The following is a 25,551-nucleotide window of genomic DNA, read 5'->3' as shown; positions in this document are numbered from 1 at the left end:
CCAGGGGTGTGGACAGTGAATAAGCAACGTAGGTTTCTAGCGGACGCCACCGGCGGCCGCGCACGTTTGGCCGTGATGTTTGTCCTGTTCGCGATGACGCTCCTGGCGCCAGGTTGGGCGATGGCGCAAGCCTCGACCTACTGCCCGACGCTGAACGCCACCGTGGTGCAGGGCGGTTCGGTACAGATCGACGTGACGACCTGCGATGGCACGGGAGCAGACGATATCGGCGTTGGCTGGAACGGTGTGCAACCCGCGCACGGCACGATCGTGGTGCCCAATCCGAGCGGCGCGCAGGGCACGCAGATCGTCACCTACACCCACAACGGTGACGGCGCCACCAGCGACACGTTCCCCCTGGAAGATGGCCGGGGCGACACCATCACCGTCAACATCACCATCACCCCGTCGCTGTCGGCCAGCATCGCGGTGAGCCCGGCCAGCCGCAACGAAGACAGCGGCGCCGCCTTCACCTACACGGTGACGCTGAGCCAGAGCAGCAGTTCGGCGACCACGGTGAACCTCAGCCGCAGCGGCACCGCCACCAGCGGCACCGACTACACGGGTGCGCCGAACAGCGTGGTGGTGCCCGCCAACGCCACCACGGCCACCTTCTCCGTCACCCCGGTCGCCGACACCACGGTGGAGGCCAACGAGACGGTGGTGATCAGCGTGGCCAGCGGCAGCGGCTATGCCATCGGCAGCCCGTCCAGCGCCACCGCCACCATCGTCAACGACGACTTTCCGACCGCATCGATCACGGTGTCTCCGGCCAGCGTGCCCGAGGACGGCGCAGGCAATCTGATCTATACCGTCACGCTCGACCAGGCCGCGCAGAGCGCGGTGTCGGTCGCCTTCAATGTCGGCGGCAGCGCGACCTCGGGCAGCGACTACGCGGCCGTGAGTTCGCCGCTGACGATTGCCGCCGGCCAGATCAGCGGCACCATCACCATCAATCCCACCGCCGATGCCACCATCGAACCGGACGAGACCGTGGTGATCAGTCTCGCTGCGGGCAGCGGCTATAGCGTGGGCTCGCCCAACAGCGCCATCGGCACCATTGCCAACGACGACCAGCCGACGCTGTCGATCAACGACGTGTCCGTGAATGAAGGCAATGCCGGTACCAGCAATGCCACCTTCACTGTCTCGCTGAGCCAGCCTGCCGGCGCCGGCGGCGTCAGCTTCGATATCGCCACCGCCGATGGCACCGCCACCGCGGGCGTGGACTACGTCGCCTCCAGCCTGACCGGGCAGACCATTCCCGCCGGCAGCAGCAGCGCCACCTTCACCGTGCTGGTCAACGGCGACACGCTCAGCGAACCCAACGAGACCTTCTTCGTCAACGTCAGCAACGTCAGCGGCGCCAGCGCCGGCGACGTTCAGGGCCAGGGCACGATCGTCAACGACGATGCGCAGCCGGCGTTGTCGATCGACGACGTCAGCGTCAACGAAGGCAACAGCGGCACCACCACGGCCACCTTCACGGTGAGCCTGAGCGCGGCCAGCGGCCAGACCGTGTCGGTCAATTACGCCACTGCCGACGGCACTGCCACCGCAGGTAGCGACTACGTCGCGCGCTCGGGCACGCTGACGTTCGCGCCGGGCACCACCGCGCAGGGCGTGGCGATCACCGTCAATGGCGACACCGCGGTCGAACCCAACGAGACCTTCAGCGTCGGCCTGTCCGGTGCCAGCAATGCCAGCATCGCGCGCGCCACCGGCGCCGGCACCATCCTCAACGACGACGTGGTGGTGACGGTCGGGCCGGCATCGCTGCCGGCGGCGACCGCGGGCAGCGCCTACAGCCAGAACCTGAGCGCCAGCGGCGGCACCGCGCCGTACAGCTTCGCCGTCACTGCCGGTGCGTTGCCGGCCGGGCTGACCCTGAGCGCTGCCGGCGTGCTGTCCGGCACGCCCACCGCCACCGGCAGCTTCAACTTCACCGCCACCGCCACCGATAGCGGCGGCAGCCCCACCAGCGGCAACCGTGCCTACACGTTGACCGTGGCCGGCGCGACGGTGACCTTGCCGGCGACCAGCTTGCCGGCCGGCACTGCAGGCCAGGCCTATTCGAGCGCGCTCAATCCGGCCACGGGCGGCATTGCGCCGTATACCTACGCCGTCACCGCCGGCGCCCTGCCGGCGGGCATCACGCTCAATGGCAGCAGCGGCGCCCTGACCGGCACCCCCGGCAGCGTGGGCAGCTTTGCCTTCAGCGTGACCGCCACCGACAGCACCAGCGGCACGCCCTCGCAGGGCACACGCGGTTACACCTTGAACATCGCCGCGCCGCCGATCGTGGTCGCGCCCTCCACGCTGCCGGCCGCCACGCGTGGCACTGCCTACAGCCAGACGCTGAGCGCCAGCGGCGGCAGCGCGCCTTACACGTATGCAATCAGCGCGGGCAACGTGCCGGCTGGCTTGACCCTGGCCAGCAACGGCACGCTGTCCGGTACCGCCACGGTGGAAGGCAGCTTCAACTTCACCGTGACGGCGACCGACGCGAACAATTTCACCGCTGCGCAGGCCTATGCGCTGACGGTGGCGAGCCCGAACCTGGCGTTGCCGGCAAGCACCTTGCCGGCAGGCACGGCCGGGCAGGCGTATGCGGCGACGATTGCTCCGGCCACCGGCGGCACTGCGCCCTACAGCTATGCACTGACCGCCGGTGCGTTGCCGACGGGTGTTGTCGTGGACGTGGCGACCGGTGCACTGAGCGGCACGCCGACCGTGGCGGGTACGTTCAACTTCACCCTGACCGTGTCCGACAGCACGCCCAGCCCGGCGGCGCAGGCCAGCCGCAGCTACACGCTGACCATCGCGGCACCTGTCATCGTGGTCGCGCCCACCGCGCTCCCAGCTGCGACTCGCGGCACGGCCTACAGCCAGGTGCTGACCGCCAGCGGCGGCACCGCGCCATACACGTATGCAGTCAGCGTGGGCAACGTGCCGGCCGGCCTGACCCTGGCCGGCAACGGCACGCTGTCCGGCAACCCGACGGTGGAAGGCAACTTCAACTTCACCGTGACGGCGACCGACGCGAACACCTTCACTGCTGCGCAGGCCTATGCGCTGACGGTGGCGAGCCCGAACCTGGCGTTGCCGGCAAGCACCTTGCCGGCAGGTACGGCCGGGCAGGCGTACTCCGCGGCGATTACGCCGGCTACCGGCGGCACCGCGCCCTACAGCTATGCAGTGACCGCCGGTGCGTTGCCGACGGGTGTTGTCGTGGACGTGGCGACCGGTGCACTGAGCGGCACGCCGACCGTGGCGGGTACGTTCAACTTCACCCTGACCGCGACCGACAGCACGCCCAGCCCGGCGGCGCAGGCCAGCCGCAGCTACACGCTGACCATCGCGGCACCTGTGGTCGTGATCGCGCCCACCGCGTTGCCGGCCGCCATGCGTGGCACGGCCTACAGCCAGGCCTTGAGCGCCAGCGGCGGCACCGCGCCATACACGTATGCAATCAGCGCGGGCAACGTGCCGGCTGGCTTGACCCTGGCCAGCAACGGTACGTTGTCGGGCAACCCGACGGTGGAAGGCAGCTTCAACTTCACCGTGACGGCGACTGACGCGAACAATTTCACCGCTGCGCAGGCCTATGCGCTGACGGTGGCCGGCCCGAACCTGGCGTTGCCCGCAAGCAGCTTGCCGGCAGGTACGGCCGGGCAGGCGTATGCGGCGACGATTGCTCCGGCCACCGGTGGCACTGCGCCCTACAGCTATGCACTGAGCGCTGGTGCATTGCCGACGGGGGTTGTCCTGGATGCGGCAACCGGCGGCCTCAGCGGCACGCCGACTTTGTCGGGCACCTTCAACTTCACCCTGACCGCGACCGACAGCACGCCCAGCCCGGCCGCCCAGGCCAGCCGCAGCTATGCGGTCACCATTGCAGCGGCGACGCTGGTGCTGGCGCAGCCCACCCTGCCACCGGCGACGCGCGGCAGCGCGTACAACCAGGTGCTCACGGCCGGTGGCGGCGTTGCGCCCTATCGCTACAGCATCGCCAGCGGCACCTTGCCGGCTGGCCTGACGCTGGCCAGCGACGGCACGCTGTCGGGCACGCCAACCACGCAGGGCATTTCGTCCTTCACCATCGCGGTGGCCGATGCCGGCAATGCCAGCGCCACGCAGGCCTACAGCTTCACGGTGAGCGATGCGGCGCCGGTGGCCGTGGCCGATGTGGCGGCGACCATGTCCGACACCGCGGTGACGGTGGCGGTGACCGCCAACGACACCGGCAACATCGCATCGATCGCCATTGCCACTGCGCCAACCAACGGCACCGCCGTGGTCAACGGGCTGGAGCTGGTCTATACGCCGGCTGCCGGTTTCGTCGGCACCGATGTGGTGAGCTACACGGTCACCGGTAGCGGCGGCACCTCGGCCCCGGTCACGTTGACCATTACGGTCAACGCGCGGCCGGTGGCGGTGTCGGTGACTGCCGCGGCAGTGCCGGGCGAGGCGCAGCAGGTCGATCTGACCCGCAATGCCACCGGCGGGCCGTTCGTGGCTGCGGCCGTGGTCGCGGTGCTGCCGGCCTCGGCCGGTACCGCCACCATCACCCGGACTGGCGGTACCGCCACTGCGGCGGCGGCGCGTGCCTCCGGCCCATCGCCGGCGGCGGCTGCGATGGCCGAGACGCCCACGTTCATGCTGACCTTCACCCCGAACCCGGCGTTCGTCGGCCAGGCCACGGTGCAGTTCACCTTGTCCAATGCGTTCGCCACGTCGGTGCCGGCCAGCGTGGTGTTCACCATCGCGCCGCGCCGCGACCCGAGCGTGGATGCGGAAGTGCGCGGCCTGATCGATGCGCAGTCCGAGTCCACGCGGCGCTTTGCGCGGGCGCAGATCGACAACTTCCAGCGCCGTCTGGAAGCCACCCATCGCGGCGGCAGCACCTTCAGCAACGCGGTGAGCTTCCAGCCGACCTCGCATTGCCGTCAGGCCGACCGCGGCATCAGTGCGCAGCCGTGCAGCCCGGACACGCAGGAGGCCGACAACGACTTCCGCGATGCGCCGGCAGTGGCGAGCAGCGGCAACAGCACTGCGCAGGGTCAGGGCGACCTGGGTCTGTGGGTAGGCGGTGCGATCCGCTCGGGCAGCCTGGACAAGCAGTCCAACAGCACCGGGGTGGACTTCCAGACCGACGGCCTGAGCGTGGGCGCCGATTACCGGGTGGCGCAGTCGCTGGCGATCGGTGCGGGCCTGGGTTGGGGTCGCGACGACAGCGATGTGGGCAGGAACGGCAGCCACTCCAAGGCCACCGCCTACACCATGGCGTTGTATGCCAGCTTCCATCCGGGCAAGGCGTTCTTCTTCGACACCCTGGTCGGCTACCAGCTGCTGTCCTACGACCTGCGTCGCTTCGTCACCGACGATAGCTCGATGGCCGAGGGCAACCGCGACGGCAAGCAGTGGATCGCGTCGGTGTCCACCGGTGCGGACCTGCAGCGTGGCGATCTGCAGATCACCCCGTATGCGCGTGTGGATGTGGCGCGTGCCACGCTGGATGGCTATGTGGAAGACGGCGTGGCGCCGTTCGCACTGCGCTATGACGACATGGACGTGGCCACCACCACCGGCAACCTGGGCCTGCGGCTGGAATGGCGCCGCGACGTCGCCTGGGGCCGGCTGACCCCGCAGTTGCGTGTGGAATATCAGCGCGACTTCCAGGGCCGTGGCGATGCGACGCTGAGCTACGCCGATTTGAACGGCGGGCCGTTCTATCGCGCCGGGCAAAGCGCGTTCGATCGCAACCGGTTGATGGTGGGCATCGGTGCGGCGTTGTTGACCGAGCAGGGCCTGTCGACGCGGCTGGAATACCGCGGCATTACCGATGGCGACAACAACGACGATCAGACCTGGATGATCAATCTGGAAAAGAAATACTGATCGCGGCGAGCGTCATGCAATGAGGCAATGCGATGGGCCGGGCGGAAACGCTCGGCCCATCGCGTTTGTCTGCCGCGCCGATCGCCATCGTGCGGTCGCCGAGCGCATGCGCAAACAACGCAGTGCGCCTGCATCCGGCACAATGCACGTACGCATGCACGCCACTTCCGCGCCAGATTTTCGCCTCTATCCGTCAAACGCGCTGGATACGCTGGCCGCCTTGCTCGCACAGGAGCTGCGCCGGCCGGTGCCCGAACAACCGCTGCTGCAGCCGGAGGTGGTGCTGATTCCGCAGGTGGCGATGCGGCGCTGGTTGCAGTCCACGCTGGCGGCCGAGCACGGTGTTGCAGCGAATCTGGAATTCCTCACTCCCGGCGAGTTCGTCGCGCGCGCGCTGGAGTGCAATCTCGGCCCGGCCGACGACGATCTGGACATGGCGACCACGCAGTGGCGCCTGTATGACGCCTTGCAGGCCGATCTGGGCAGCGATGCGGCATTGGCGCCGTTGGCCGGGTATCTGTCCGATGGCGATGCGCTCAAGCCTTGGGCGCTGGCCGGCGAGCTGGGCAACGTGTTCGAGAAGTACCAGGCCTGGCGACGCGACTGGTTGCTGCGCTGGGAAGGCGGCGCCGACCCCGATGATCCGCAGGCGCGCTTGTGGCGCAGCATCGCGTCCGGGCGGCAATACCGCGCCCGCCGCATCGGCCAGTATCTGGATCGGTTTGCGCGGCCCGATGGTCCGCTGCCGCAAGGCTTGCCCAAGCGCCTGTTCGCCTTCGCCATCTTGAATATTTCGCCCGACGTGCTGCGCGTGCTGGCCACGCAGGCGCGCGTAGGCACGCTGCATTTTTATCTACCCACGCCGACGCAAGGCTATTGGGGCGATCTGCAGACGTTGTGGCAACGCCGTCGCGAAGACGGCGCGGTGCAGCTGTTCGCCGAGCAGGTGCAGGAAAACCCGCTGCTGCAGGCCTGGGGCGCGGCCGGGCGCGATTTCATGGCGCTGGTGGGCGACTACGAGGTGGTGCATCCGCTGGCCGAGATCGCCGCCTACGCCGATCCGCTGGAGTCCGGCCGCCGCGTGCTGGCCGACGGCGGCCTGGGCGACAGCTTGCTGCGGCACATGCAAAGCGACCTGTTCCATCGCCGCGCGCCAAGCGTGCCTGCAGTGTTGCCGGCGGTGAATCTGCACGACCCCAGCCTGCAGGTGCACGCCTGCCATACGCGGCTGCGCGAGCTGCAGGTGCTGCACGACCAACTGCGCGCCTTGCTCGACGATGCGCGCTTTGACCCGCCATTGCAGCCGCGCGAGATCGCGGTGCTGTCGCCGGATATCGACCCCTACGTGCCGTATCTGGACGCGGTGTTCGGCAGCCACGGCAACGACGACGCGCTACCGTATGCGCTGGCCGATGCCAGCCCGTTGGCGAGCGAGCCGCTGGCCGAGGTGTTCCTCACCTTGCTCGGCCTGCCGATCGCACGCTTCGGCCTGCACGAGATTCTCGACCTGCTCGCCAGTGCGCCGATCGCCGAGGCCGCCGGCCTGGACGAAGCAGGGCTGGAACGTCTGCGCGGCTGGCTGCATGCCGCCGGCGCGCGCTGGGGGCTGGATGCGGCGCATCGGCGCCAGCATCAGGCACCGAGCGACGACGCCTACACCTGGCGCTTCGCGCTGGACCGGCTGCTGCTCGGCCATGCCAGCGGCGCCGACGACGATATCGAGGGCGTGGCGCCCTGGCCGCAGCTGGAAGGCAGCGCGCTGGCCGCACTCGACACGCTGTTGCGATTGTTGCGCGTGCTCGAACGCCATCAATCCGTGTTGGCCGAAGCAATGACGCCCGTCGAATGGCGCGAGCGTCTGCTCGGCTTGTTGGAGGCGCTGATTCCAAAAGCACCCTCGGCACCCCGTGCACAGCGCGCGCTGGATCGCTTGCGCACATTGATCGACCAATTCGCCCGCGACGCAGTGCGCGCCGAATACGCCGGCACCGTGCCCGCCGAGGTGGTGCGTGCGCACTTCGCCGCAGTGCTGGGCGAGTCGGACACGCGCGCGCCGCTGCTCACCGGCGGCATCAGTTTCGGCCGCATGGTGCCGATGCGCTTGCTGCCGTTTCGCGCGATCTGCCTGCTCGGCATGAACGACGGCGACTTCCCGCGCCGCGACCCCGCTGCCGGGCTCAATCGCCTCACTGCCGAGCTGGGCACCGAGCGTCGCCGGCATGGTGATCGCTCCACCCGCGAGGACGACCGCTTTCTGTTTTTGCAGTTGTTCGCCTCTGCGCAGGAGGTGTTCTACCTGAGCTATCTCGGCGCCGATGCGCGCGATGGCAGCGCGCGCGAACCGTCGGTGCTGGTCAGCGAGTTGTTGGCCAGCGCTGCGCAATATCACCTTGACCCTAAGGCGATCGACACGCTGGTGGTGCGCCACCCGTTGCAGCCCTTCGCCGCCGCCGCGTTCGGTGCGCTGGGCGAAGACGGCGCCGACCCGCGTCGCTTCAGTTATCGCCGCCAATGGCGGCCGGCTGTGGACAGCCTGGTCGGCCAGCGGCAGCCGCTCGCGCCGTGGGTGGCCGGTGCGTTGCCGGCCGATGACATCGCAGTGCCGAGCAGCGTCTCGATCGACGAGCTGCGCCGCCTGTTCGCCGACCCGGCCGGGCAGTTTCTGCGCCATCGGTTGGGCATGCGTCTGCCCGATCCGGCCGGCGAAGACAGCGATCTCGAACCGCTGCTCGCGCCCACGCGCGGCCTGGACCAATACGGCCTGCAGCAGCATGTCTTCGACGCCGCGCTCGCCGGCGACACCGACCGGCTTTACGAGCGTCTGCGTGCACGTGCGTTGCTGCCGTCCGGCCCGTTGGGCCGACGCCAACTCGATGAGCGGGTGGCGCAACTGCGCCCGTATGCCGAAGCATTCCGGCAGTGGCGTGGCGAGGCGCCGGCCGAGTCGCGCCGCCTGCAGGTGCAGATCGGCGAGACCGAGGTGCACGGCCGGGTGCCGGGTTGGTATGCGAGCGGCGTAGGGCGGGTGCAGGTCGGCGCGCTCAGCGGCCGCAGCGCGATCCGCCACGGCCTGGAATGGCTGCTGCTGCGCGCCGCCGGCGAGCACGCGCCGTATGTGCGCTTCTTCGAAAACGAAGACGGTTTAGGCCCGCATCCCATCGACGCCGAACCGCTGTCGCAAACGCAGGCGCAGAGCGCTTTGGCCGCACTGCTGCAGGTGTATCGGCAGGGCTTGCAGACGCCGCTGGCGTTCGCGCCCTACAGCAGCTGGAAGTATCACCAGGCCGCGCTTGGCGACGATCTGGACAAGGCCATCAAGGACGCCGCCGGGCAGTGGCAATCCAGCTTCGGCTGGAGCGAATCGCATAGCCCGGAACTGCGCTTGGTCAACCGCGGCCGCGACCCGTTCGCCGATGCGCAACGCTTCGCCGAGTTCGCCATTACCAGCCATCGTGTGTACGACCTGCTCGAGCGCGGCAACGCCGACGCCACGCTGGATCCGGAGCGTTTGATCGAGAGCTGGCGACACTGGCACGGCGCGCAGGAAGAGGCCGAATGAGCACCGGCCCCGTTACCGACCCGTATCTGCATTTGCCGTTGCAAGGCGTACGCCTGATCGAGGCCAGCGCAGGCACCGGCAAGACCTTCACCCTGGCCACCCTGTTCACCCGGCTGGTGGTCGAGCGCGGTCTGCGTATCGGCCAGATCCTCGCAGTGACCTTCACCGAAGCCGCCACCCAGGAACTGCGCCGCCGCATCCGCGAGCGCCTGGTGCTGGCTGCAACCCTGGTCCCCGACGCCCCGGCCGCGACCGAACCTTCCGCAACGCTGGCGCCCAATGGCCCATCGGCTTTTGTAGGAGCGGCCCTGGCCGCGACCGAACCACCCGTAACGCAGGCACCCGCCGCTCCATCAGCTTCCGTAGGAGCGGCCTCGGCCGCGACCGACCTCGCCAACGACCCGTCGCGGCCAAGGCCGCTCCTACAGGAAGCGCCCGACGTCCTCCTCACCCGCGCCATCCTCACCACGCACCTGGCCACCGGCACCGAAACACCCGCGGCCCTACGCCGCCGCCTGCAACAGGCGGTGGAAGAAATCGACCTGGCCGCGGTGTTTACCATCCACGGTTTCTGCGCGCGCGTGCTGCGTGAACATGCGCTGGAAAGCGGCCAGGCCTTCGCCGCGCCGGAGCTGCTCGCCAACGACCGCGAACTGCTCGGCGAAGTGGCCGCCGATCTGTGGCGCCAGCGCGCCGCCGATGCGGCGATGGCCGAAGATCTGATCGCGCTGTGGTCGGGCGGCCCCGATGCATTGGCTAGCGATCTGCGCGCGTTGGTTCGCCATCCAACGCTGCTGCCGGCACCTTCACCATCAGCACCCGACCCGACGCCGGCACGCCAGACTGCCGCGCAGGCCTTGGTCGCCGCGCTGCGCACGCATGGTGACGCAGCGTACGACGCGATCGCCTCCGCATTCGACAACAAGGTGTTCGATGGTCGCCGCGCACGCCGCGCAAGTTTCGACAAGGCCTTCGAGCAGCTCTGGCAAGGCAGCGTCGATGCGCATTGGGTGCTGGACGAGAAGGGGCACTTGGACAAGTTGCTGCCGGCACGCATGCGCGAGTTCTGCAAAGACGGTGCGCATGATCGCGTGCCGCGTTCGCCGCTGTTTGATGCGTTGCATGCCTGGCAACAGGCCGACCTGCAGGTGCAGCAGTGGCAGCAGCAGCGACGCATCCGCCTGCTGCATACCCTGCGAGACGATGCCATCGCACGATTGGCATTGCTCAAGCGCCAGCGCCGCGTACAGACCTACGACGACCTGGTCGATGGCGTCGCGCATGCGCTGGAAGGCGCGCAGGCCGACGCCCTGGTCACCCGCCTGCGCGCGCAATACGCCATCGCGCTGGTGGACGAATTCCAGGACACCGACGACCGCCAGTGGGCGATCTTCTCCAACGTGTTCGGCGAAGGCCCGCTCGCACGCGCGGCCGGCCTGGAGCCGGCGCTGTTTCTGATCGGCGACCCCAAGCAGGCCATTTACGGTTTCCGTGGCGGCGACGTGCGCACCTATCTGGCCGCCGCGGTCACTGCCGAACTCGCCCCGCCGCTGAGCCACAACTTCCGCTCGCGCCCCGGCGTGCTGGCGGCCATTGATGCGCTGTACGCGCAGGCCGGCTACACCGAGGCCTTCCTCACCGACGGCATCGCCTTCCACCCGGTGCAGCCCGGCACCAAGCGCAACGATGCCGACCTGGAGTGCGATGGCGCCACCGCCCCGGCGTTGACGCTGTGGCGCGCGCCGGAACCGCCGCCGCCTGCGAAAGGCAAGCCCAAACCCTGGAGCGCCGGCCGCGCCCGCGAGCTGGCCACCGCCGCCTGCGTGGCGGCGATCCGCGGCTGGCTGGCCGGTGGCCGCGACGGCACCGCCACCATCAATGGCCACCCGGTGCAGGCCGGCGACATCGCGGTGCTGGTGCGCAGCCACGGCGAGGCCACCCGCATGCAACAGGCGCTGGGCGCAGTGGGCATCCCCGCCGTGGCCGCCGGCAAGCAAAGCCTGTTCGCCACTGACGAAGCGCTGGAGCTGCTGGCCCTGCTGCAGGCCTTGCTCGACCCTGGCGACGACAGCCGCCTGCGCGCCGCGCTGGCTACTGTATTGATCGGCGCGGATGCCGCCGCCATCGCCGCGCTCGCACACGACGGCGAGCGTCACCGCCGCTGGCAGCAACAGGCACTGGACTGGCGCGAGCGCTGGCAACGTGGCGGCCCGCTCGCCTTGATCGGCGACCTGGGCGCCGCGCACGGGCAACGCCTGCTGGCCCTGGTCGATGGCGAGCGCCGCCTCACCAACTACCTGCAGCTGGCCGAACTGCTGCAGGAGGCCGATGCCCGCGCACTCGGCCCGCACGGCCTGGTCGACTGGCTGTCGCGCCGCATCGCCAGTGCCGACGACAACGACGAAGCCCAGCAGCTGCGGCTGGAGTCGGATGCGCGCCGCGTGCAGATCGTCACCCTGCACAAGAGCAAGGGCCTGGAATATCCGCTGGTGTTTCTGCCGTACATCGGCATCGGCCGCAGCGACAAGGGCGCCGGCCGCCATTGCGTGGTGCATGCGCCGGACCTCGGACGCCAGCTGCATTGGAAGACTGATAAAGACGATCCCACCTGGAGCGCCGCCGAAGCCGCCTGGAAGCAGGAACAACGCGCCGAAGACGCCCGCCTGCTCTACGTCGGCCTGACCCGTGCCGAGCACGCGCTGTGGATCGCCAGCGGCCCGTTCCACCAGCACGAGCGCACTGCGTTGTCCGGCATGCTGCGCGCGCTCGACGCGCTGCAGGGCGCGGCCGGCGAGGGCGCAGTGGTGGTCGACACGTCCACGCCGCCGGCTACCCTGCCGCGCCTGCCGCCACCGATCGAGGCACAGGTGCCGCCCGCGCGCACCCCGCAGCGGCATATCGCACCGGAGTGGTGGGTCTACAGCTTCACCCAGCTGGCCAACGCCGATGCCGGCGCCGCCACCGACCCGATGGCCAGCGCCACCGTGGTCGGCAGCGGCGGCAGCGACGAGCCGTCCGGCAGCGAGGCGATCGCGGTGGCCGCCGAGGTCGACACCTTCGACCCGCGCTTTGCCGGCAACCGCTTCGGCGTAGTGATGCACGACGTATTCGAGCGCTGCGACTTCGCCGCCTGGCAGGCCTGGCGCCCCGGCCAGCCCGCACCCGAGGGCCAGGCCCCCGCCATCCTCGAGGCGCTGCAACGCGGCGGCTACGCCCAGGACGAACTGGACGACGGCCTGGCCATGCTCACCGCCCTGATCGGCCACACCCTTACCGTCGCCCTGCCCGAAGGCACCACCCTGGCAGCCGTGCCCGAGCCGCAGCGCCGCAACGAGATGGAATTCCACTTCGCCATGCGGCCCACTCGCGTGGAGGCATTGCTCGCATTGCTGCATCGCTTCGGCGTGGTGAGCGACCGCCAGGCCTTCGGTGCGCGCCAGCGTCTGGAAGGCCTGATGACCGGCCTGATCGACCTCACCTACACCGTGGACGGCCGCTGGTACGTGCTCGACTACAAATCCAACCGCCTGCCCAGCTACGACGCCGACGCCCTGGCCCGCGCCATGGCGCACAGCGAGTACGAGCTGCAGGCGCTGATCTATACCGTCGCCCTGCACCGCTGGCTGCGCTTCCGCCTGGGCGACGCCTACAACTACACCCGCGACTTCGGCGGCGTGCGCTACCTGTTCTGCCGCGGCCTGGATGCGGCCCGCAACGCTGCCGCTAACCCTGGCTCCGACCCTGCCCGCAACGCCGCATCCGATCCTGGCGCCGACCTTGCCAGCGACGCCATGCCCAACACGTCCGCCCCCGGCATCCACGCCTGGCGCTTCGACCCAGCCCTGGTGGAAGCCCTGGACGCCCTGTTCGCCGGCAACCCCACCGAGCCTCTTTCCAGTGACGCCTTAAAGCCCCTCTCCCCTCGGGAGAGGGGTTGGGGTGAGGGTACGTCCACCATGGGAACGCCCACCCCATGAACCACCCAAACCTCCTAACCGCCCTCACCCAGGCCGGTGCCCTACGCACGCTGGATCTCGCCTTCGCCCAAAGCCTGCAACGCCTGGCCCCGGACACCGACCCCCAGGTGCTGGCCGGCGCCGCACTCGCCTCTCTGGCCGTCACCAGCGGCCACGCAGGGCTGGACCCCACCCGCGCCGCCATGCTGCTGGACGCGCGCGAAGGCCCATCGCCCGCGCTCCCGGACCCAACCGACTGGCAACGCACCCTGGCCGCCTCGCGCTGGGTCGACCAACCGACTCCCGAAGACCCCGCCGCCGCCGACTGCCCGCTAGTCCTCGAACACGGCCTGCTCTACCTGCGCCGCTACCGCGAGTACGAACGCCGCCTGGCGCTGGGCCTGCAACGCATCGCCGCCCAGTCACCGCCGCCCTTCGACGCAGCCACACTAGCGCCGCTGTTCGCCCAGCTATTCCCGGACGCGACCCCAACCACTCACCCCGTGGACCCAACCCCTCTCCCCCCGGGAGAGGGTGCCCGAAGGGCGGGTGAGGGTACGGGCCTGCCCGAGCCATCTTTCTACCAAGAGGCTATGGGCCTGCCCGAGCAAGACGGCAAGAACCCACCCGCCCCATCCCACTCCCCAGACCGCCAAGCCCAAGCCGCAGCCCTTGCCTTGCGCCGCACCCTGCTGCTGGTCACCGGCGGCCCCGGCACCGGCAAGACCACCACCATCGCCCGCCTGCTGCTGCTGCGCATCGCGCAAGCCCAGGCAGCCAACACCCCAGCCCCGCGCATCGCCCTGGCTGCGCCCACCGGCCGCGCCGCCGAGCGCATGGCCGAAAGCCTGCGCGCCGCCGTCGCACGCGCCATCGCCGGCGGCATCGCCCCGACCTTGGCCGATGCCCTGCCCACCGGCGCCAGTACCCTGCATCGTCTGCTCGGCGTCATCCCGGATTCCCCGCAGTTCCGCCATACCGCCGACAACCCGCTGCCGTTCGACCTGATCGTGGTCGACGAAGCCTCCATGGTCGACCTGCCGCTGATGTGCAAGCTGGTCGAAGCCGTCGCCGACGGCACCCAGCTGATCCTGCTCGGCGACGCCGACCAGCTGCCCTCGGTGGAAGCCGGCGACGTGCTCGCCGCCATCCTGCAGGCCGCCGGCCCCGGCGACACCCTGCAGCCGCACGACGCCGAGGCGCTGCAACCGCTGCTCGGCAGCGCGCGCCCTGACACCACGCCTGCCAGCACCCAGACCGTCAGCCACACCAACACCGGCGGTCTGTCCGGCCACCGCGTGCACCTGCTACGCGGCTACCGCCAAGCAGACAACTTCGCACTCACCCCGTTGGCCGACGCCATCCGCACCGGCGACGCCGACACCGCCCTGGCCCTGCTGCGCAGCGGCGAGCTGGCCGGCGTGCACTTCCACGAAGACGGCGAGGACCTGCTGGCCCTGGGCCGCGACGCATTGCTCACCCACTGGCGCGCGCTTGCCGACGCGCAAGACCCGGCCGCCGCCCTGCGCGACGCCGCGCGCCTGCGCCTGCTCACCGCCGTGCGCGCCGGCCCGCAAGGCGCGCGCGGCCTCAATGCCCGCATCGAACAACTGCTGGCCGACACCGGCCCCGGCGCCCGCCGCCTCGGCAGCGCCTCGCCGTGGTTCCAGGGCCGCCTGCTGCTGATCACCGAAAACAGCTACCGCCACGGCCTGTTCAACGGCGACGTCGGCATCTGCCTGCGCAGCGACGAAACCCCGTCTTCAGGGCCAGGCCAGTCCGGCGGCACCGCCAACCGCTACGACCCAAGCACAGACAGCCGTGCCCAAGCCCCGTTGGTCGCCTGGTTCGAAGGCGACGGCGACGGCCAGGTGCGCGGCTTCCACCCCGCCGCATTGCCGGCGCACGAAAGCGCCTTCGCCATGACCGTGCACAAGGCCCAGGGCAGCGAATTCGACACCGTCTGGTTGCAACTGCCCACCCGCGACGCCCGCGTGCTCAGCCGCGAACTGCTCTACACCGGTATCACCCGCGCCCGCCGCGCCCTGCACCTGGCCGGCAGCGAAGCGGTCATCCGCGCCGCGCTCGCCCGGCACGCCGCGCGCATTTCGGGATTGGCATGGCGGCTGGGTGCGCAGCAGCAGGCGGCACCCGCCACGCAAGCAACAGAACCATCTGTTGCTTTGCCCGTGCAGGGGTCGTTGTTCTGATGGACGCGAGCCGGCGCGATGGCAGGATCTCCTACGGCAAAGCAGCACGTTCGCCTATTACCATCACCGGGAATACCTGGATAGCGGGGTGTTTGCCGACAACGAGTTGCCTCCAGAGGCAGTTATTCGAAATTTTCGGATAACTGCCGCCTACGGCAAGAGTGCACATTGGATTGAAAGATCGCGCCGAGGATGAGTCGCCATTGCCGTCTGCCCGGGAGTCGCCTGCCAAGGTGGTTCCATCCGTCCAGGGCTCGTTGTTCTGATAGACCCCAAGCCGGGGATGTGGCGTAAGAACGCATGGCAAGGAAGCGCTTGCGCTAGGGAGGTGAATGATGAAAGCAGCATGGATTCTTGGGACTGTTGCGCTGGCGACGTGCTTCGCCGCTACTGCGGCCGGGAGGCTGGATATCAAACTCCAGAACGCATAGACAGCGCATACAGCGGCAGCTGGAGCTTCAGTCTTAGTCACGATGTCCAACACAGGTGACCAGCCCATCGAGCTAACTGCGGCGTATGTTCCAGACGTAGACAAAAGCGGGAGATTGCAGACCAATCTGTTCAAGGTCATGCAAGAGGACGGCAGCCCTGTCGACTATCGCGGCATCTATGTACGCAAGGTCCGCGGTTCCACGCCATCGCTTGTTCTGATGCCGCGGCAGTCAGTCGTCAAGACGATCAATCTGTCGTTGAGTTACCAGATCATGCCTGGGCGTAAGTACTCGGTGGCGGTACACCCGTTTGTGCGTTATCGGGAGCAGTCGGAATCAAAAAGTAAAAGCACCTCAGCCGATATGGTGTCTTTGAAGACTGCTACATCCAACAGCATCGAGATCACGCCTCGATAGGTCTGCGATGTATCGGCGAACCTGCGCCTGGCCCCAGCGTGCCGAGGTGTAGCGGATGATCCCGCGCAGATCGGCTTCGGCTGCATCGGGACGTAGCCGTGCATCAACCGCGACGGCCCCCGGCCAATTCCTCATCCAGGATGGTGCTGATGCTCTTGGTAGAAACCTTGCCGGCAAGGCCTTGCTCGACACGTCCCCCAAGGAGGGTTTTCAACTCCTGCCATGCCTGATCAGCGTTTAGGTCGCCAGGGAACAGGCGTTCAAGCGCGTATTGCTTAATGGTCTTGCCTTGCAGAGCCGCCAGCGCCTTCAGGCTCTGGTGCTGCTGATCGCTTAGATCGATGGTCAAACGGCTCATGACGAGCTCCAAATCCACACAAACCCACATTAGCACAGCAGCTTTGGCCGGGTCGTTGATCGGTCTACAGCAGCGTTGGGGTGCTACCGCGGGTCATGCCAGCGGTGAGTGGGAGAATCTGACAGGCCGAGTTCGGAAGCCAACGTTCAGCCCCTAGTGACACATCCAAAAACGCGAGGCCAGGCCTGCGCCTGACCTCGTCTGCCGTCTGGCAGGCCGGGCGGCTTACTTGGCCTTCTTTTCCTGCTTGGCCGCGCGCTTTTCCTTCAGCGTCTTGGCCGGCTCTTTCTTCTGGCTCTTTTTCTGGTCCATCCCCTTGCTCATGACACCCTCGTAGTTGCTGGATTGATCGGTCGGGCAACGCCATGACCCTGGCGTGCCTGCGCACTGTAAGGCTTGCGCGCGCTGGATGGCAGGGGAGAGCGGGCGGAGCGACGGGCGGTGCCTCAGGCTTGGCGTTTCTTTGGGGCAGGCGCAGGCCGATCGGCGCCGCCGGCAGAGCCACAAACGCAAAACGCCCGCGTGCGGCAGTGATGGTCTGCACGCGGGCGCCGGTGACAGCGGCGGCCTTACTTGGCCGGCACGCGCTGGTACTGCTCGCCGCCGGTGTTGAGGTGGCCGTTGGCCGCGTCGATGGCGAAGTTCACCGTCTCGCCATCGTTGCTGACCTGCAACGCCCCGTCCTTGTAGACCGCCGGGTAGCTCTCGGTCTTGGGTTTGCGGCTGAAGAACTTCGGCGTGGTGCTGCGGACCATGAAGGTCTCGCCATTGCGCTCGATGTCCATCGTTTCTTCCTGCGTCTGCACGTTGACCCAGTGGCCGACGAACTTCTCGCCCTCCACCTTGGCGCAGCCGGTCACCAGCAGTGCCGCGGCCAGCGCGGTGCCCATCCACTTCATCATCGTGTGTTCTCCAGTTGAGGCTGCGGCGAGGATGGCGGGTGGGGGATGTATGGGAGGTCAAGATGTGCTTGCCCAGGTTTTGAACAAGCGATGACGAGATAGAAAAAGTCAACCTGACCCCTGTTACTTCTCTGCCGAACTCTACGCGGATGCAGGCGAGTCCACCGTCGCGTAGCGCTCTGTCAAGCTTTGATACCAGCATGCCCGAGGTGAAATTCAATCGTGATGTTTATTGCAAGCTCCTCTGCTCGATATATGTATTGGAGTGCGTCATCGCGAGATCCCGAGAAATGCTCGCTGTGTACAGCGTCGTTTCGAAGCTTGTTCAATTCTAGATATCGTTCTAGAGTGGAATCTTCGATTGCTATTTCATTCTTAATCAAGTTAATAATTGTGCGTGCCGAATGAGTTTCCGAAACGATGAGGCCAAACTTTCTTGCACATTCTCGCGCTGTAATTTCAACTCCTCGCCAAGCCAAAGTTACCGAGCTTCTGGGGGAGTGGTGGGCTATCAGTCGCGCCTCATGAAGGACACTAATGGTCCTGTCAGGTAGAAGCTTGAGCCACTCGATGCGATCACCATCATCGTTGTCCATCTGCTCCATGCGGAGATAACAGTAATCGAAGAATTCGGAGGTCTGATTTATATCGATCTTGGGTGCCGAGCTTCCCGGTACTTGCTCGAGCTGGGGGTCGCCTTGTGCTGAACCTTGATGTTTAGGCTCCTCAAGTATCGCCGCAGGGACTTCATTTACCGGGACATCCGCAGAAGGCGTGGGTAAGGGGGGGAGAGAGCTGACTTGATCGCCGAAAGTGAAAGAGGCCTCGACTCCACCCGCTTTTAGGGAAGCAAGCTTAGGTAGCAATGCTTTGATCTCTTTGTGGAAAGCAAAGATCACAAGGCCTATAACTAATGGCCATGCAAGCGCCTCGGTCATAGACGTAATAAATTCGAGCACGTCAACCCTTGCAGTGGTTTCGGTGGCTGCGGGTGCGAGGCTAGCGGGCATGTCGAACTGTTCGCTGAGGATGGGATGACTTTACCTCCAATTGAGGTGGAGGGGCCTAACAGGCTGCTGAAATACCAACTGCCAAGCGATGCTGCACCACCGTAAATTTTCCGTCGCATGCCAGAAGTGGCGAAAAATTGTCCATCAGGACACTGATTCATGGCCTTCAACGCCGGATTCGAGATGACTTCCGCCTTTTTCATCTCCTTTCCCGCCGTGCAGGCACAGTTGCCCCCAACGTGCGAATGCGTACCAGGTTGTAGGCGGTCATGTTCAACATGAAGACCTGGCCCACCTTCTCCAAGCCCCGCACCATCACCTGCCGGATGTTGCCGATCAGCTTGGCCCAGCCAAAGCCTTGTTCGATCAACTTCCGCTTCGTCTGCGAGATCGCGTAGCCATCGCTTGCAGCCACTTCATCAGGAACCGCTGAGCGACGATTGCTGGTGTTCTGCGCGATGTGCGGGGCAACCTGGATCTCCTGCAGCGCCTCGACGAACTCGGCTGCGTCGTAGCCCTTGTCCGCGCCCAGCGTGAGCGCACCGTCCGGGTTGGCCTGGCGTGCATCCGCGATCATGGCCTTGGCCGCTTCACGCTCGGCGTAGCCGTCCAAAGAATTGGGTCAGGGTCATTTGTCCCCCCTTTCCCATCATCACTCGCCAGGCTCACGACAGCGTCCAGCAACTTTCCGGTCCGCCACAAAATCAGCAACCGCACTCGCAAAACACGCAGGCGCCGCAAACGCGAGCAGGTGCGCACCACGCTCAACGGTGCTGAAGGTCACCGGGCCTGCGGCTTTCAGCAATGCGGCATGCGCCTGCGCGCCTGCGTACGCGGTGTTGGGGTCTAGCGTGCCGTGGATGATCAGCGTGCGCGGCAGGGTGGTGGGGCTGCGGCCGAACCAGGCGTCGCGCGGGTAGGTGGGCAGGCCGGCGTCCACCAGCAGGCCGGGGATGGGGCTGACGAACAGGGCATCCTTGGCTTCGGCCGCGACGGTTTCGTGGGTGAGGGTTGGCCGTGCATTGTTTTCGGAGGCGGCGATCAGCATGACCAGCGGCAATGCGGGTTGGTTCTCGCCGCCTTGGCCCATGGCTGCTAGCGCGGTCTGCAGATCGGCGATGGAGGCGGTGAGTAACGTGGCATCGGCGCGGGCCAGGCCATCGATGATGGCGGGAGTCCGGTCGCGCAGGGTGGGGAAGTTGAGCAGCATGCCGAGAAAGCGCCTGAGGTCTTTGCCGGGGATTTGGGTGCGCCATGCGGCGCTGTCGCTGCGATCGAGCACGCCGCGATAAGTCGCGGTGTGGGCGTCATCCAGCAGCGCGCGGCCTACCGCATCGACCACCGTGGTGCGGTGGCTCAAGTCCCACTGCGCGGCAGTCTCCGGCGGCACCAGTCCATCCAGCACCAGGCCGTCCAACGGCACGGGCGCCACTTGCAGGGTGCGCAGTGCCAACTGCGTGCCATAGGACACGCCGTACAGCAGCACCTTGCCCTTGCGTCGTTGCTGGCGAATCAGCAGGGCAAGATCTTGCGCCGCCTCGGTGATGGTGAAGGCCTTGGTGCGTTGAGAATCTGCGTAGAGCGCGCCAATGCACGGACCCCATTCGGCGCCGGCCAGGCCCACGCCGTTTGCGCTTTGCGGCGCTTCCTGCACAGGGCACAGGCGGGTGGAGCGCCCGGTGCCGCGATGGTCCGGAATGATCAGGTCATAGCCAGGAAAGGCGCGCCGGTAAGTGCTGATCATTGGATACAGCGAGGCACCTGCTTCGCCCGGCCCGCCCGCGATCAACCACACTTCGCCGCGTCGCTTGGTCTGGTCCGGTGTCGGCAAACGGCGGACGAACAGGTTGATGGTGCCGGCATCCGGCGATTCGTGACGCAGCGGCACCTGGGCGAGCAGGCATTCGCTACCGGCCAATGGTGTGTGTGCCGCAGCGTCGGCACACGCGGTAAATGAAGGCGGTGGCGTCTGCGCTGCGGTGGCAAACGGCGCAAGGAATGCAGCAAGGCAGGCAACGGCTGCGTAGATCGTAGGACGACGCATCGAGTTCCATCTCTTGGCAAAGAGCAGCAGCATTGCCTAAGGCGGTGTCCTGCGTATCGCCCGAAAGTCATTCTTCACCGATGAGGTGCGCATGCCTCTGCACAGATCGAGCAACAGTCAAACGCGGGCAAGGTACGATCCAGCCCTATCTGTTCGAGCGCATATCGCTGTCGCCATGGTTTCAACACGCCCGATCTTTGATGGTATTCCCGCCAGCCACTTCCAGCTCCCGATGGGAACCTGGGCGACGGTGCTGGAGGCGCTATGCGCGTGTTTCCCGAGTGTGGATGCCGCCACGTGGCGTGACCGCTTCGCGCGTGGGCGTGTGCTGGATGCGAATGAGCAGGTGCTGGAGGTATCGGCGCCGTATCGATTAGGTGCGGAGATCTATTACTTCCGCGAGGTTGCGGATGAGCCCGTCATCGCGGCGACGGAAACGGTGGTGTATGCCGACGCGCACGTAGTGGTGGCGTGCAAGCCGCACTTTCTGCCCGTTGTGCCAGCCGGCGTCTATGTGCGCGAGACACTGCTGACGCGGTTGGTGCGCCGCTTCGATAATTCCGCATTGGTGCCGCTGCACCGCATCGATCGCGATACCGCTGGGCTGGTGATGTTTTCGGCCAACCCGGCAACCCGCGGGATCTACCAGGCGCTGTTCCGCGAGCGACGCATCCGCAAGCACTATCTGGCAGTGGCACCGCCGCTGCCGGGGCTGAGGTTTCCGTATGTGCATCGCAGCCGGCTGGAGCCGGGCGAGCCGTTCTTCCGCATGCGCGAGGGCGTGGGAGAGCCGAACAGCGAGACGGTGATCGATGTGGTCGCGCGCGGCGTAGACACGTGGACGTACCGGCTAGAGCCGGTCACCGGGCGCAAGCACCAGTTGCGCGTGCATATGGCCGCGCTGGGCGCGCCGATCCTGCATGACCGCTTCTATCCCGACCTCGAAGACCAACGGCCCGATGATCCGGAGCGGCCGCTGCAACTTTTCGCACATACGCTTGCATTCGATGACCCGATCACCGGCGAGCCGCGGAGTTTTACAGCGACGGTCGGGCCTAACAATTAGGAACGAAGCAACACGCGCTGCCCGGCGGATTACTTTAGTTCCTTCTCGAACTCGGTAACGAACTTGGTCAGTGAAGTTCCGCAGGCGTTGCAGAAGTCCCGCAACTGAAGAAGATCCATCCGGCGACTGCCTCGCTCGACATCGCTCACGTACGACTGTGGACGCTTGAGTGCTGTGCTTAGGGCGACCTGCGTTAGCCCGGCGGAGAGGCGAAGCTCGCGCAGTTGCTGCAGCAAGATGTCGTAATGGTCTTTGTGGATCGACTTGATTGGCATGGCGGCAACGTTGATAGGCCGCACTCAAGCTATATCCCCTTTTCAAATATCTGAAAAAGGGATAAATTCGAGTGGCGGATATTCCGTCCGCTCACGTCGAGGATGGATGCCATGACGACTTCGAAAACCCGCAAGATGGCCAAGCTGCAAATGCACGAAGAGCCCTTCACGTTCGGCGTCACCCTGCAGCAGATCGACCAGTTCCACGCGCTGCTGCGCACGATCACTGCGCAGAGCGACATGGTGGCGGTGTGCAGCGGCAAGCCGCTGGATGCCACCAGTCTGTCGGTTCTGGGCGAGAGCATCTTCAATGCCGCCCGCGCGGTACGCGGCGTGGTCGACGAGATCTACGAGCAGCGGCTCGGTAGCGACGGTGTTGATCCGGTGTCGCACGCAATGCAGCGCCAGGCGTAAGTCTTCCCCCAGCGCCGCACCTACGATCGCGCCCACGCTCCTGCTGCATGTCCATGCTAGCGTTCCGCTGCCGAGAGCAGGCTGGCCGAAGGAGCGGGGCATGCGGGTCGATCCGATGCGCGAAGGTGTCGAGGTAGCGGGTAGCAGGCCGTTTGCCCGAGTCGCGTGGGCGTTGTTGTGGCTTGCGTTGGCCGCGTTCGCGGCCGAGTTTGTGCGCCACGTGTACCTGAAGTACGCCGCGCTGGAGTCGCCGGCATACGCCATGTTCCTGACCCGGCGCGGCTGGCTGTGGTGCCACCTGGGTGGCGGTGCCGCCGGCATCGCCCTGGGCACGCTGCAGTTCGCCACGCAAGGCTGGCGCAGGCACGCATGGGTGCACCGCTGGGTTGGGCGTGCGTATTTCGTTGGCATGCTGGTGGCGATGCTTGGCGCCACCGGGTTGATTGCCACCTCGCCTGCGCCGATGGCGATCCGCGTGGCCTTCGCAGCGACGGAAGCGGCGTGGCTGGTGGTGGCGTCCGTGGGCCTGGTGGCCATCCGTCGCGGGCGGGTTGGCCGGCACCGGCGCTGGATGGTGCGGGCGTATCTGGTGACCCTGGCGCCGGTCGTGTTCCGTGTTGTGCTCTACGCAGCTGTCGGCGCCGGGGTGGCACCATCGCCCGATACGATCGCGGCGCTGCTATGGGCCAGTTGGGCGGCGCCGTTGCTGATCCACATGGTGGGGAGCGCAATCGCCAACCCCGCGCGCCGGAACGCGCGACTCGCCGGCCTCGGCATCGACGCCGGCTGAAAAACGGTCCCGGTGCGAAGCGCAGGCAGGGCTTAGGGCACCTTCACGTCGATGGCTAACGCGCCAGCGGGCGCCGGCATGAAGTCTTTCAATGCACTCCGCGCGCGGTCCTGGATCTTCTTCCAGTCCTTCAATGCGACGCGCACATAATTGATCTCCACTGCGACCTTCATTTCCGGAATGACGAAGACGTGCTCGCAGCTAGGAAGTTCCCGCTCCTTGCTGCGCACAAGCTTGCCCTCGCGGAACTCCACGCCGGACGGTTCGACCTCGCGGGACGTGCACTTGATGATGGTGTCGATGTTCCCTTGTGCGTCGCGGCTGACATACCAATCCTTGTAGTAGCTTGCCTCCATGATGGAATTGGACGGTTTCAGTCCTTGCGCCAGATAGTGCTCGCGGTACGCAGCGACGTTGGCGTAGTAAGGCGTGAGCCCATCCTTTTCTTCGCCCTTGATGCGCGTGCTGATATCCGCCTCGGGCGTGTCCTGTGTTGCGCCGTCCTGCGTGTACTGCCGCCGGAGAAATGCATCGGGATCCACGCGGTCGAGGTAGCGATAGCCGATATTGACGGTGCGGGTGGCCACGTCCAACTTCAGGTGGGCACGCTCGCCAGGAGCGAACGCGTTCAACTCCGGGTATTCCAGATACAGCCCGAAGCTGCCATCGAAGTTCGGCCCCATCTGGTCGTCGAAATAGTTGGCGGGAATCTGCAACTTGTACGGGCCCAGGCACGCCTCCATGACCGGTGGCGGGCTGGTGCCGGGGTCTTGCGGGCCGCCACGTTGCCGGACGCATCCTTGTTCGTTGGTCATGGTGTTGGCGCCTGTTTGCGTTGCGCTGCAGCCCGGAACGGAGAAGCCCAGTGCCATGCATGCAAGCCCGGCCAAGGCCAGTGGGTGTCTCATGCATCCTCCTGCGCAGCATGCTGGAGTTGAGTATAGGCAGAGCCCGGACTGCAAGCGACGCAACTACATTGCGTGCAGCCGGGCGAATCGTTACCGCTATCGCGCGTCAGCCTCAACGCACCTTGTACAACACCGCCGCACCCGGCCGGGGCTCGAACATCGGCACGGTCTGCTGCTTGAGCGCGGTGCCCTTGGCGTCCCACACCAGGGTCTCGACGGGGTAGTCCTCGTTGCGGGTCATGTTGCCGATCTGCTGGACGATCACCGTCTTGGCGGCGGGCACTTCCGGGTTCCAGGCGAACACGCCCAGGCGGCCGTAGAACACCGCCGGCGCTGCGGCATCCAGGCGGCGGTCGGGGCACATGACCAGGCCGCGTTCCAGCATCACCCGCAGCGCGCCCACGGGCACGGCCTTGACGGTGGGCGCGGTGCGGTCGGTGCTGTGGCCGGGGCAGACATTGGCCGAGCGGGTGAGCATGTCTTCGACCACTTGGCGGTCGGGTTGGGCCACGGCCGGCAGGGCGGCGGTGGACAGGGCAAGCACGGCAAGAGCGGATTTCCAGGGCATCTGACAACTCCTCATGAGATGACACTCCAATACTGCAGCCCTGCGGGCGGGCTGCTGCCAGTGACGCGCCCGGATGCTAGCAATCCGGGCGTTAAACACTGCGAACAGTGGCGCCGCTTATCGGCAGGCGCGTCCCACCAGCAACCGGCTGCCGAAGCCGTCGCCAGGTCAGCAACGCCGCCCATGCCGGCCGTTGCGGAATGTAACGGCTGCTGACGCTCACAGCGCCTGTCAGGAGACTCCTGATTGAGCGGCGAGGGCGGGGCAGATAGCGTGCGCGCTATCACATCGTTGGACTGATTTATGGAACGTGCCGACCTCATTGCATCACTGCTCACCGGCATGCGGCGTGCCGAAGATTTCCGTGCGCAGGCGTCGATCTACAGCACCGCGCACAGCCAGCAGATGGAGGTGGATCACGGCAAGGCCGCCGACGCCGAGCTGGTGCTGTCGCTGTTCGCCTTCACGCCCGAGCACCTCAGGCTGCTGGGCAGCGCCGGCATCGAGGCCCTGGGCGAGATCGTCTGCCACGCCTGGGCCTTGAACGGCGGCAATAACGAGGCGCTGATCGGCTGGTTCCGCAAGCCCATGAACGCGCTGGACGGGCAGACGCCCGCCGCCCTGGTGCGCGGCGGCCGCCTGCAGGTGCTGCTGCTGGTGCTCAGGCAGCAGTTGGAGTGGGAGTTGCCCAAGCGCTCGGCCTGAGTACCGACACTGCCGGCCGCCGCGCTTTGGCGTATGC

Annotated in this window: 16 protein-coding genes and 1 pseudogene; 9 read left to right on the top strand and 8 right to left on the bottom strand. The window is 66.8% G+C overall.

The genetic code is table 11. The features are described from left to right. Positions 1–75 precede the first annotated feature (75 nt). The 5 genes from AC1PLU_RS22500 to AC1PLU_RS22480 all read left to right on the top strand — a co-directional run bounded on the left by AC1PLU_RS22500 (position 76) and on the right by AC1PLU_RS22480 (position 16,474). Positions 76–5,901 carry a putative Ig domain-containing protein gene (locus tag AC1PLU_RS22500; RefSeq protein ID WP_481107289.1) on the top strand — a complete coding sequence of 1,942 codons (5,826 nt, stop codon included), beginning with the start codon at positions 76–78 and terminating at the stop codon, positions 5,899–5,901. A 154-nt stretch (positions 5,902–6,055) separates the two neighbouring features. Next, a complete protein-coding gene (gene recC / locus AC1PLU_RS22495) occupies positions 6,056–9,460 on the top strand; it encodes an exodeoxyribonuclease V subunit gamma (protein ID WP_481107288.1) in 3,405 nt (1,134 codons plus the stop codon). Then, a complete protein-coding gene (recB, locus tag AC1PLU_RS22490; protein WP_481107287.1) occupies positions 9,457–13,437 on the top strand; it encodes an exodeoxyribonuclease V subunit beta in 3,981 nt (1,326 codons plus the stop codon). The genes recC and recB overlap by 4 nt, the downstream gene beginning before the upstream one ends. Then, positions 13,434–15,626, top strand: a complete 2,193-nt coding sequence (gene recD / locus AC1PLU_RS22485; protein WP_481107286.1) for an exodeoxyribonuclease V subunit alpha — start codon at positions 13,434–13,436, stop codon at positions 15,624–15,626. Before recB ends, recD begins: the two co-directional genes overlap by 4 nt. A gap of 473 nt (positions 15,627–16,099) precedes the next feature. Then, positions 16,100–16,474 carry a hypothetical protein gene (locus AC1PLU_RS22480; RefSeq protein ID WP_481107285.1) on the top strand — a complete coding sequence of 125 codons (375 nt, stop codon included), beginning with the start codon at positions 16,100–16,102 and terminating at the stop codon, positions 16,472–16,474. A gap of 103 nt (positions 16,475–16,577) precedes the next feature. Here the strand turns inward: AC1PLU_RS22480 and AC1PLU_RS22475 are convergent, their stop codons facing one another. The 5 genes and pseudogenes from AC1PLU_RS22475 to AC1PLU_RS22455 all read right to left on the bottom strand — a co-directional run bounded on the left by AC1PLU_RS22475 (position 16,578) and on the right by AC1PLU_RS22455 (position 20,788). Further along, positions 16,578–16,832 carry an antitoxin gene (locus tag AC1PLU_RS22475; RefSeq protein ID WP_024939619.1) on the bottom strand — a complete coding sequence of 85 codons (255 nt, stop codon included), beginning with the start codon at positions 16,830–16,832 and terminating at the stop codon, positions 16,578–16,580. Positions 16,833–17,401: 569 nt separating this feature from the next. Further along, positions 17,402–17,734 (bottom strand): hypothetical protein, encoded by a 333-nt coding sequence (locus AC1PLU_RS22470; RefSeq protein ID WP_481107284.1) that lies wholly within the window; start codon positions 17,732–17,734, stop codon positions 17,402–17,404. A gap of 182 nt (positions 17,735–17,916) precedes the next feature. Further along, positions 17,917–18,744 carry a hypothetical protein gene (locus tag AC1PLU_RS22465; protein WP_481107283.1) on the bottom strand — a complete coding sequence of 276 codons (828 nt, stop codon included), beginning with the start codon at positions 18,742–18,744 and terminating at the stop codon, positions 17,917–17,919. 199 nt (positions 18,745–18,943) lie between these two features. Next, positions 18,944–19,354: pseudogene (locus AC1PLU_RS22460) on the bottom strand (transposase); the annotation flags it as partial. A gap of 42 nt (positions 19,355–19,396) precedes the next feature. Next, on the bottom strand, positions 19,397–20,788 hold the full coding sequence (locus tag AC1PLU_RS22455; protein WP_481107282.1) for an alpha/beta fold hydrolase: 1,392 nt from the start codon (positions 20,786–20,788) through the stop codon (positions 19,397–19,399). A 175-nt stretch (positions 20,789–20,963) separates the two neighbouring features. Here AC1PLU_RS22455 and AC1PLU_RS22450 point away from each other — a divergent pair, with 175 nt between their 5' ends. Continuing rightward, positions 20,964–21,854, top strand: coding sequence for an RluA family pseudouridine synthase (locus AC1PLU_RS22450; protein WP_481107281.1), 891 nt, complete (start codon positions 20,964–20,966; stop codon positions 21,852–21,854). A 29-nt stretch (positions 21,855–21,883) separates the two neighbouring features. Here AC1PLU_RS22450 and AC1PLU_RS22445 read toward each other — a convergent pair whose 3' ends face one another. Beyond that, positions 21,884–22,129, bottom strand: a complete 246-nt coding sequence (locus tag AC1PLU_RS22445) for a helix-turn-helix domain-containing protein (protein ID WP_006448377.1) — start codon at positions 22,127–22,129, stop codon at positions 21,884–21,886. Positions 22,130–22,240: 111 nt separating this feature from the next. Here AC1PLU_RS22445 and AC1PLU_RS22440 point away from each other — a divergent pair, with 111 nt between their 5' ends. Together AC1PLU_RS22440 and AC1PLU_RS22435 are read left to right on the top strand one after the other, a co-directional pair. Continuing rightward, on the top strand, positions 22,241–22,543 hold the full coding sequence (locus tag AC1PLU_RS22440) for a hypothetical protein (protein WP_481107280.1): 303 nt from the start codon (positions 22,241–22,243) through the stop codon (positions 22,541–22,543). A gap of 115 nt (positions 22,544–22,658) precedes the next feature. After that, complete coding sequence (locus AC1PLU_RS22435; RefSeq protein WP_481108574.1) at positions 22,659–23,333, top strand: DUF2306 domain-containing protein; 675 nt, start codon at positions 22,659–22,661, stop codon at positions 23,331–23,333. 32 nt (positions 23,334–23,365) lie between these two features. Here AC1PLU_RS22435 and AC1PLU_RS22430 read toward each other — a convergent pair whose 3' ends face one another. Further along, the gene (locus AC1PLU_RS22430; protein WP_481108573.1) at positions 23,366–24,148 is read right to left on the bottom strand and encodes a hypothetical protein; all 783 of its coding nucleotides are present in this window, start codon (positions 24,146–24,148) and stop codon (positions 23,366–23,368) included. A 205-nt stretch (positions 24,149–24,353) separates the two neighbouring features. Then, on the bottom strand, positions 24,354–24,809 hold the full coding sequence (locus tag AC1PLU_RS22425) for a hypothetical protein (protein WP_481107279.1): 456 nt from the start codon (positions 24,807–24,809) through the stop codon (positions 24,354–24,356). 303 nt (positions 24,810–25,112) lie between these two features. Here AC1PLU_RS22425 and AC1PLU_RS22420 point away from each other — a divergent pair, with 303 nt between their 5' ends. Beyond that, positions 25,113–25,514, top strand: coding sequence for an antitoxin Xre/MbcA/ParS toxin-binding domain-containing protein (locus AC1PLU_RS22420; protein ID WP_074058698.1), 402 nt, complete (start codon positions 25,113–25,115; stop codon positions 25,512–25,514). Positions 25,515–25,551: the final 37 nt, after the last annotated feature.

The sequence above is a fragment of the Xanthomonas sp. NCPPB 2933 genome (assembly GCF_056725225.1).
This window is presented reverse-complemented; position numbering and strand designations above follow the sequence as displayed.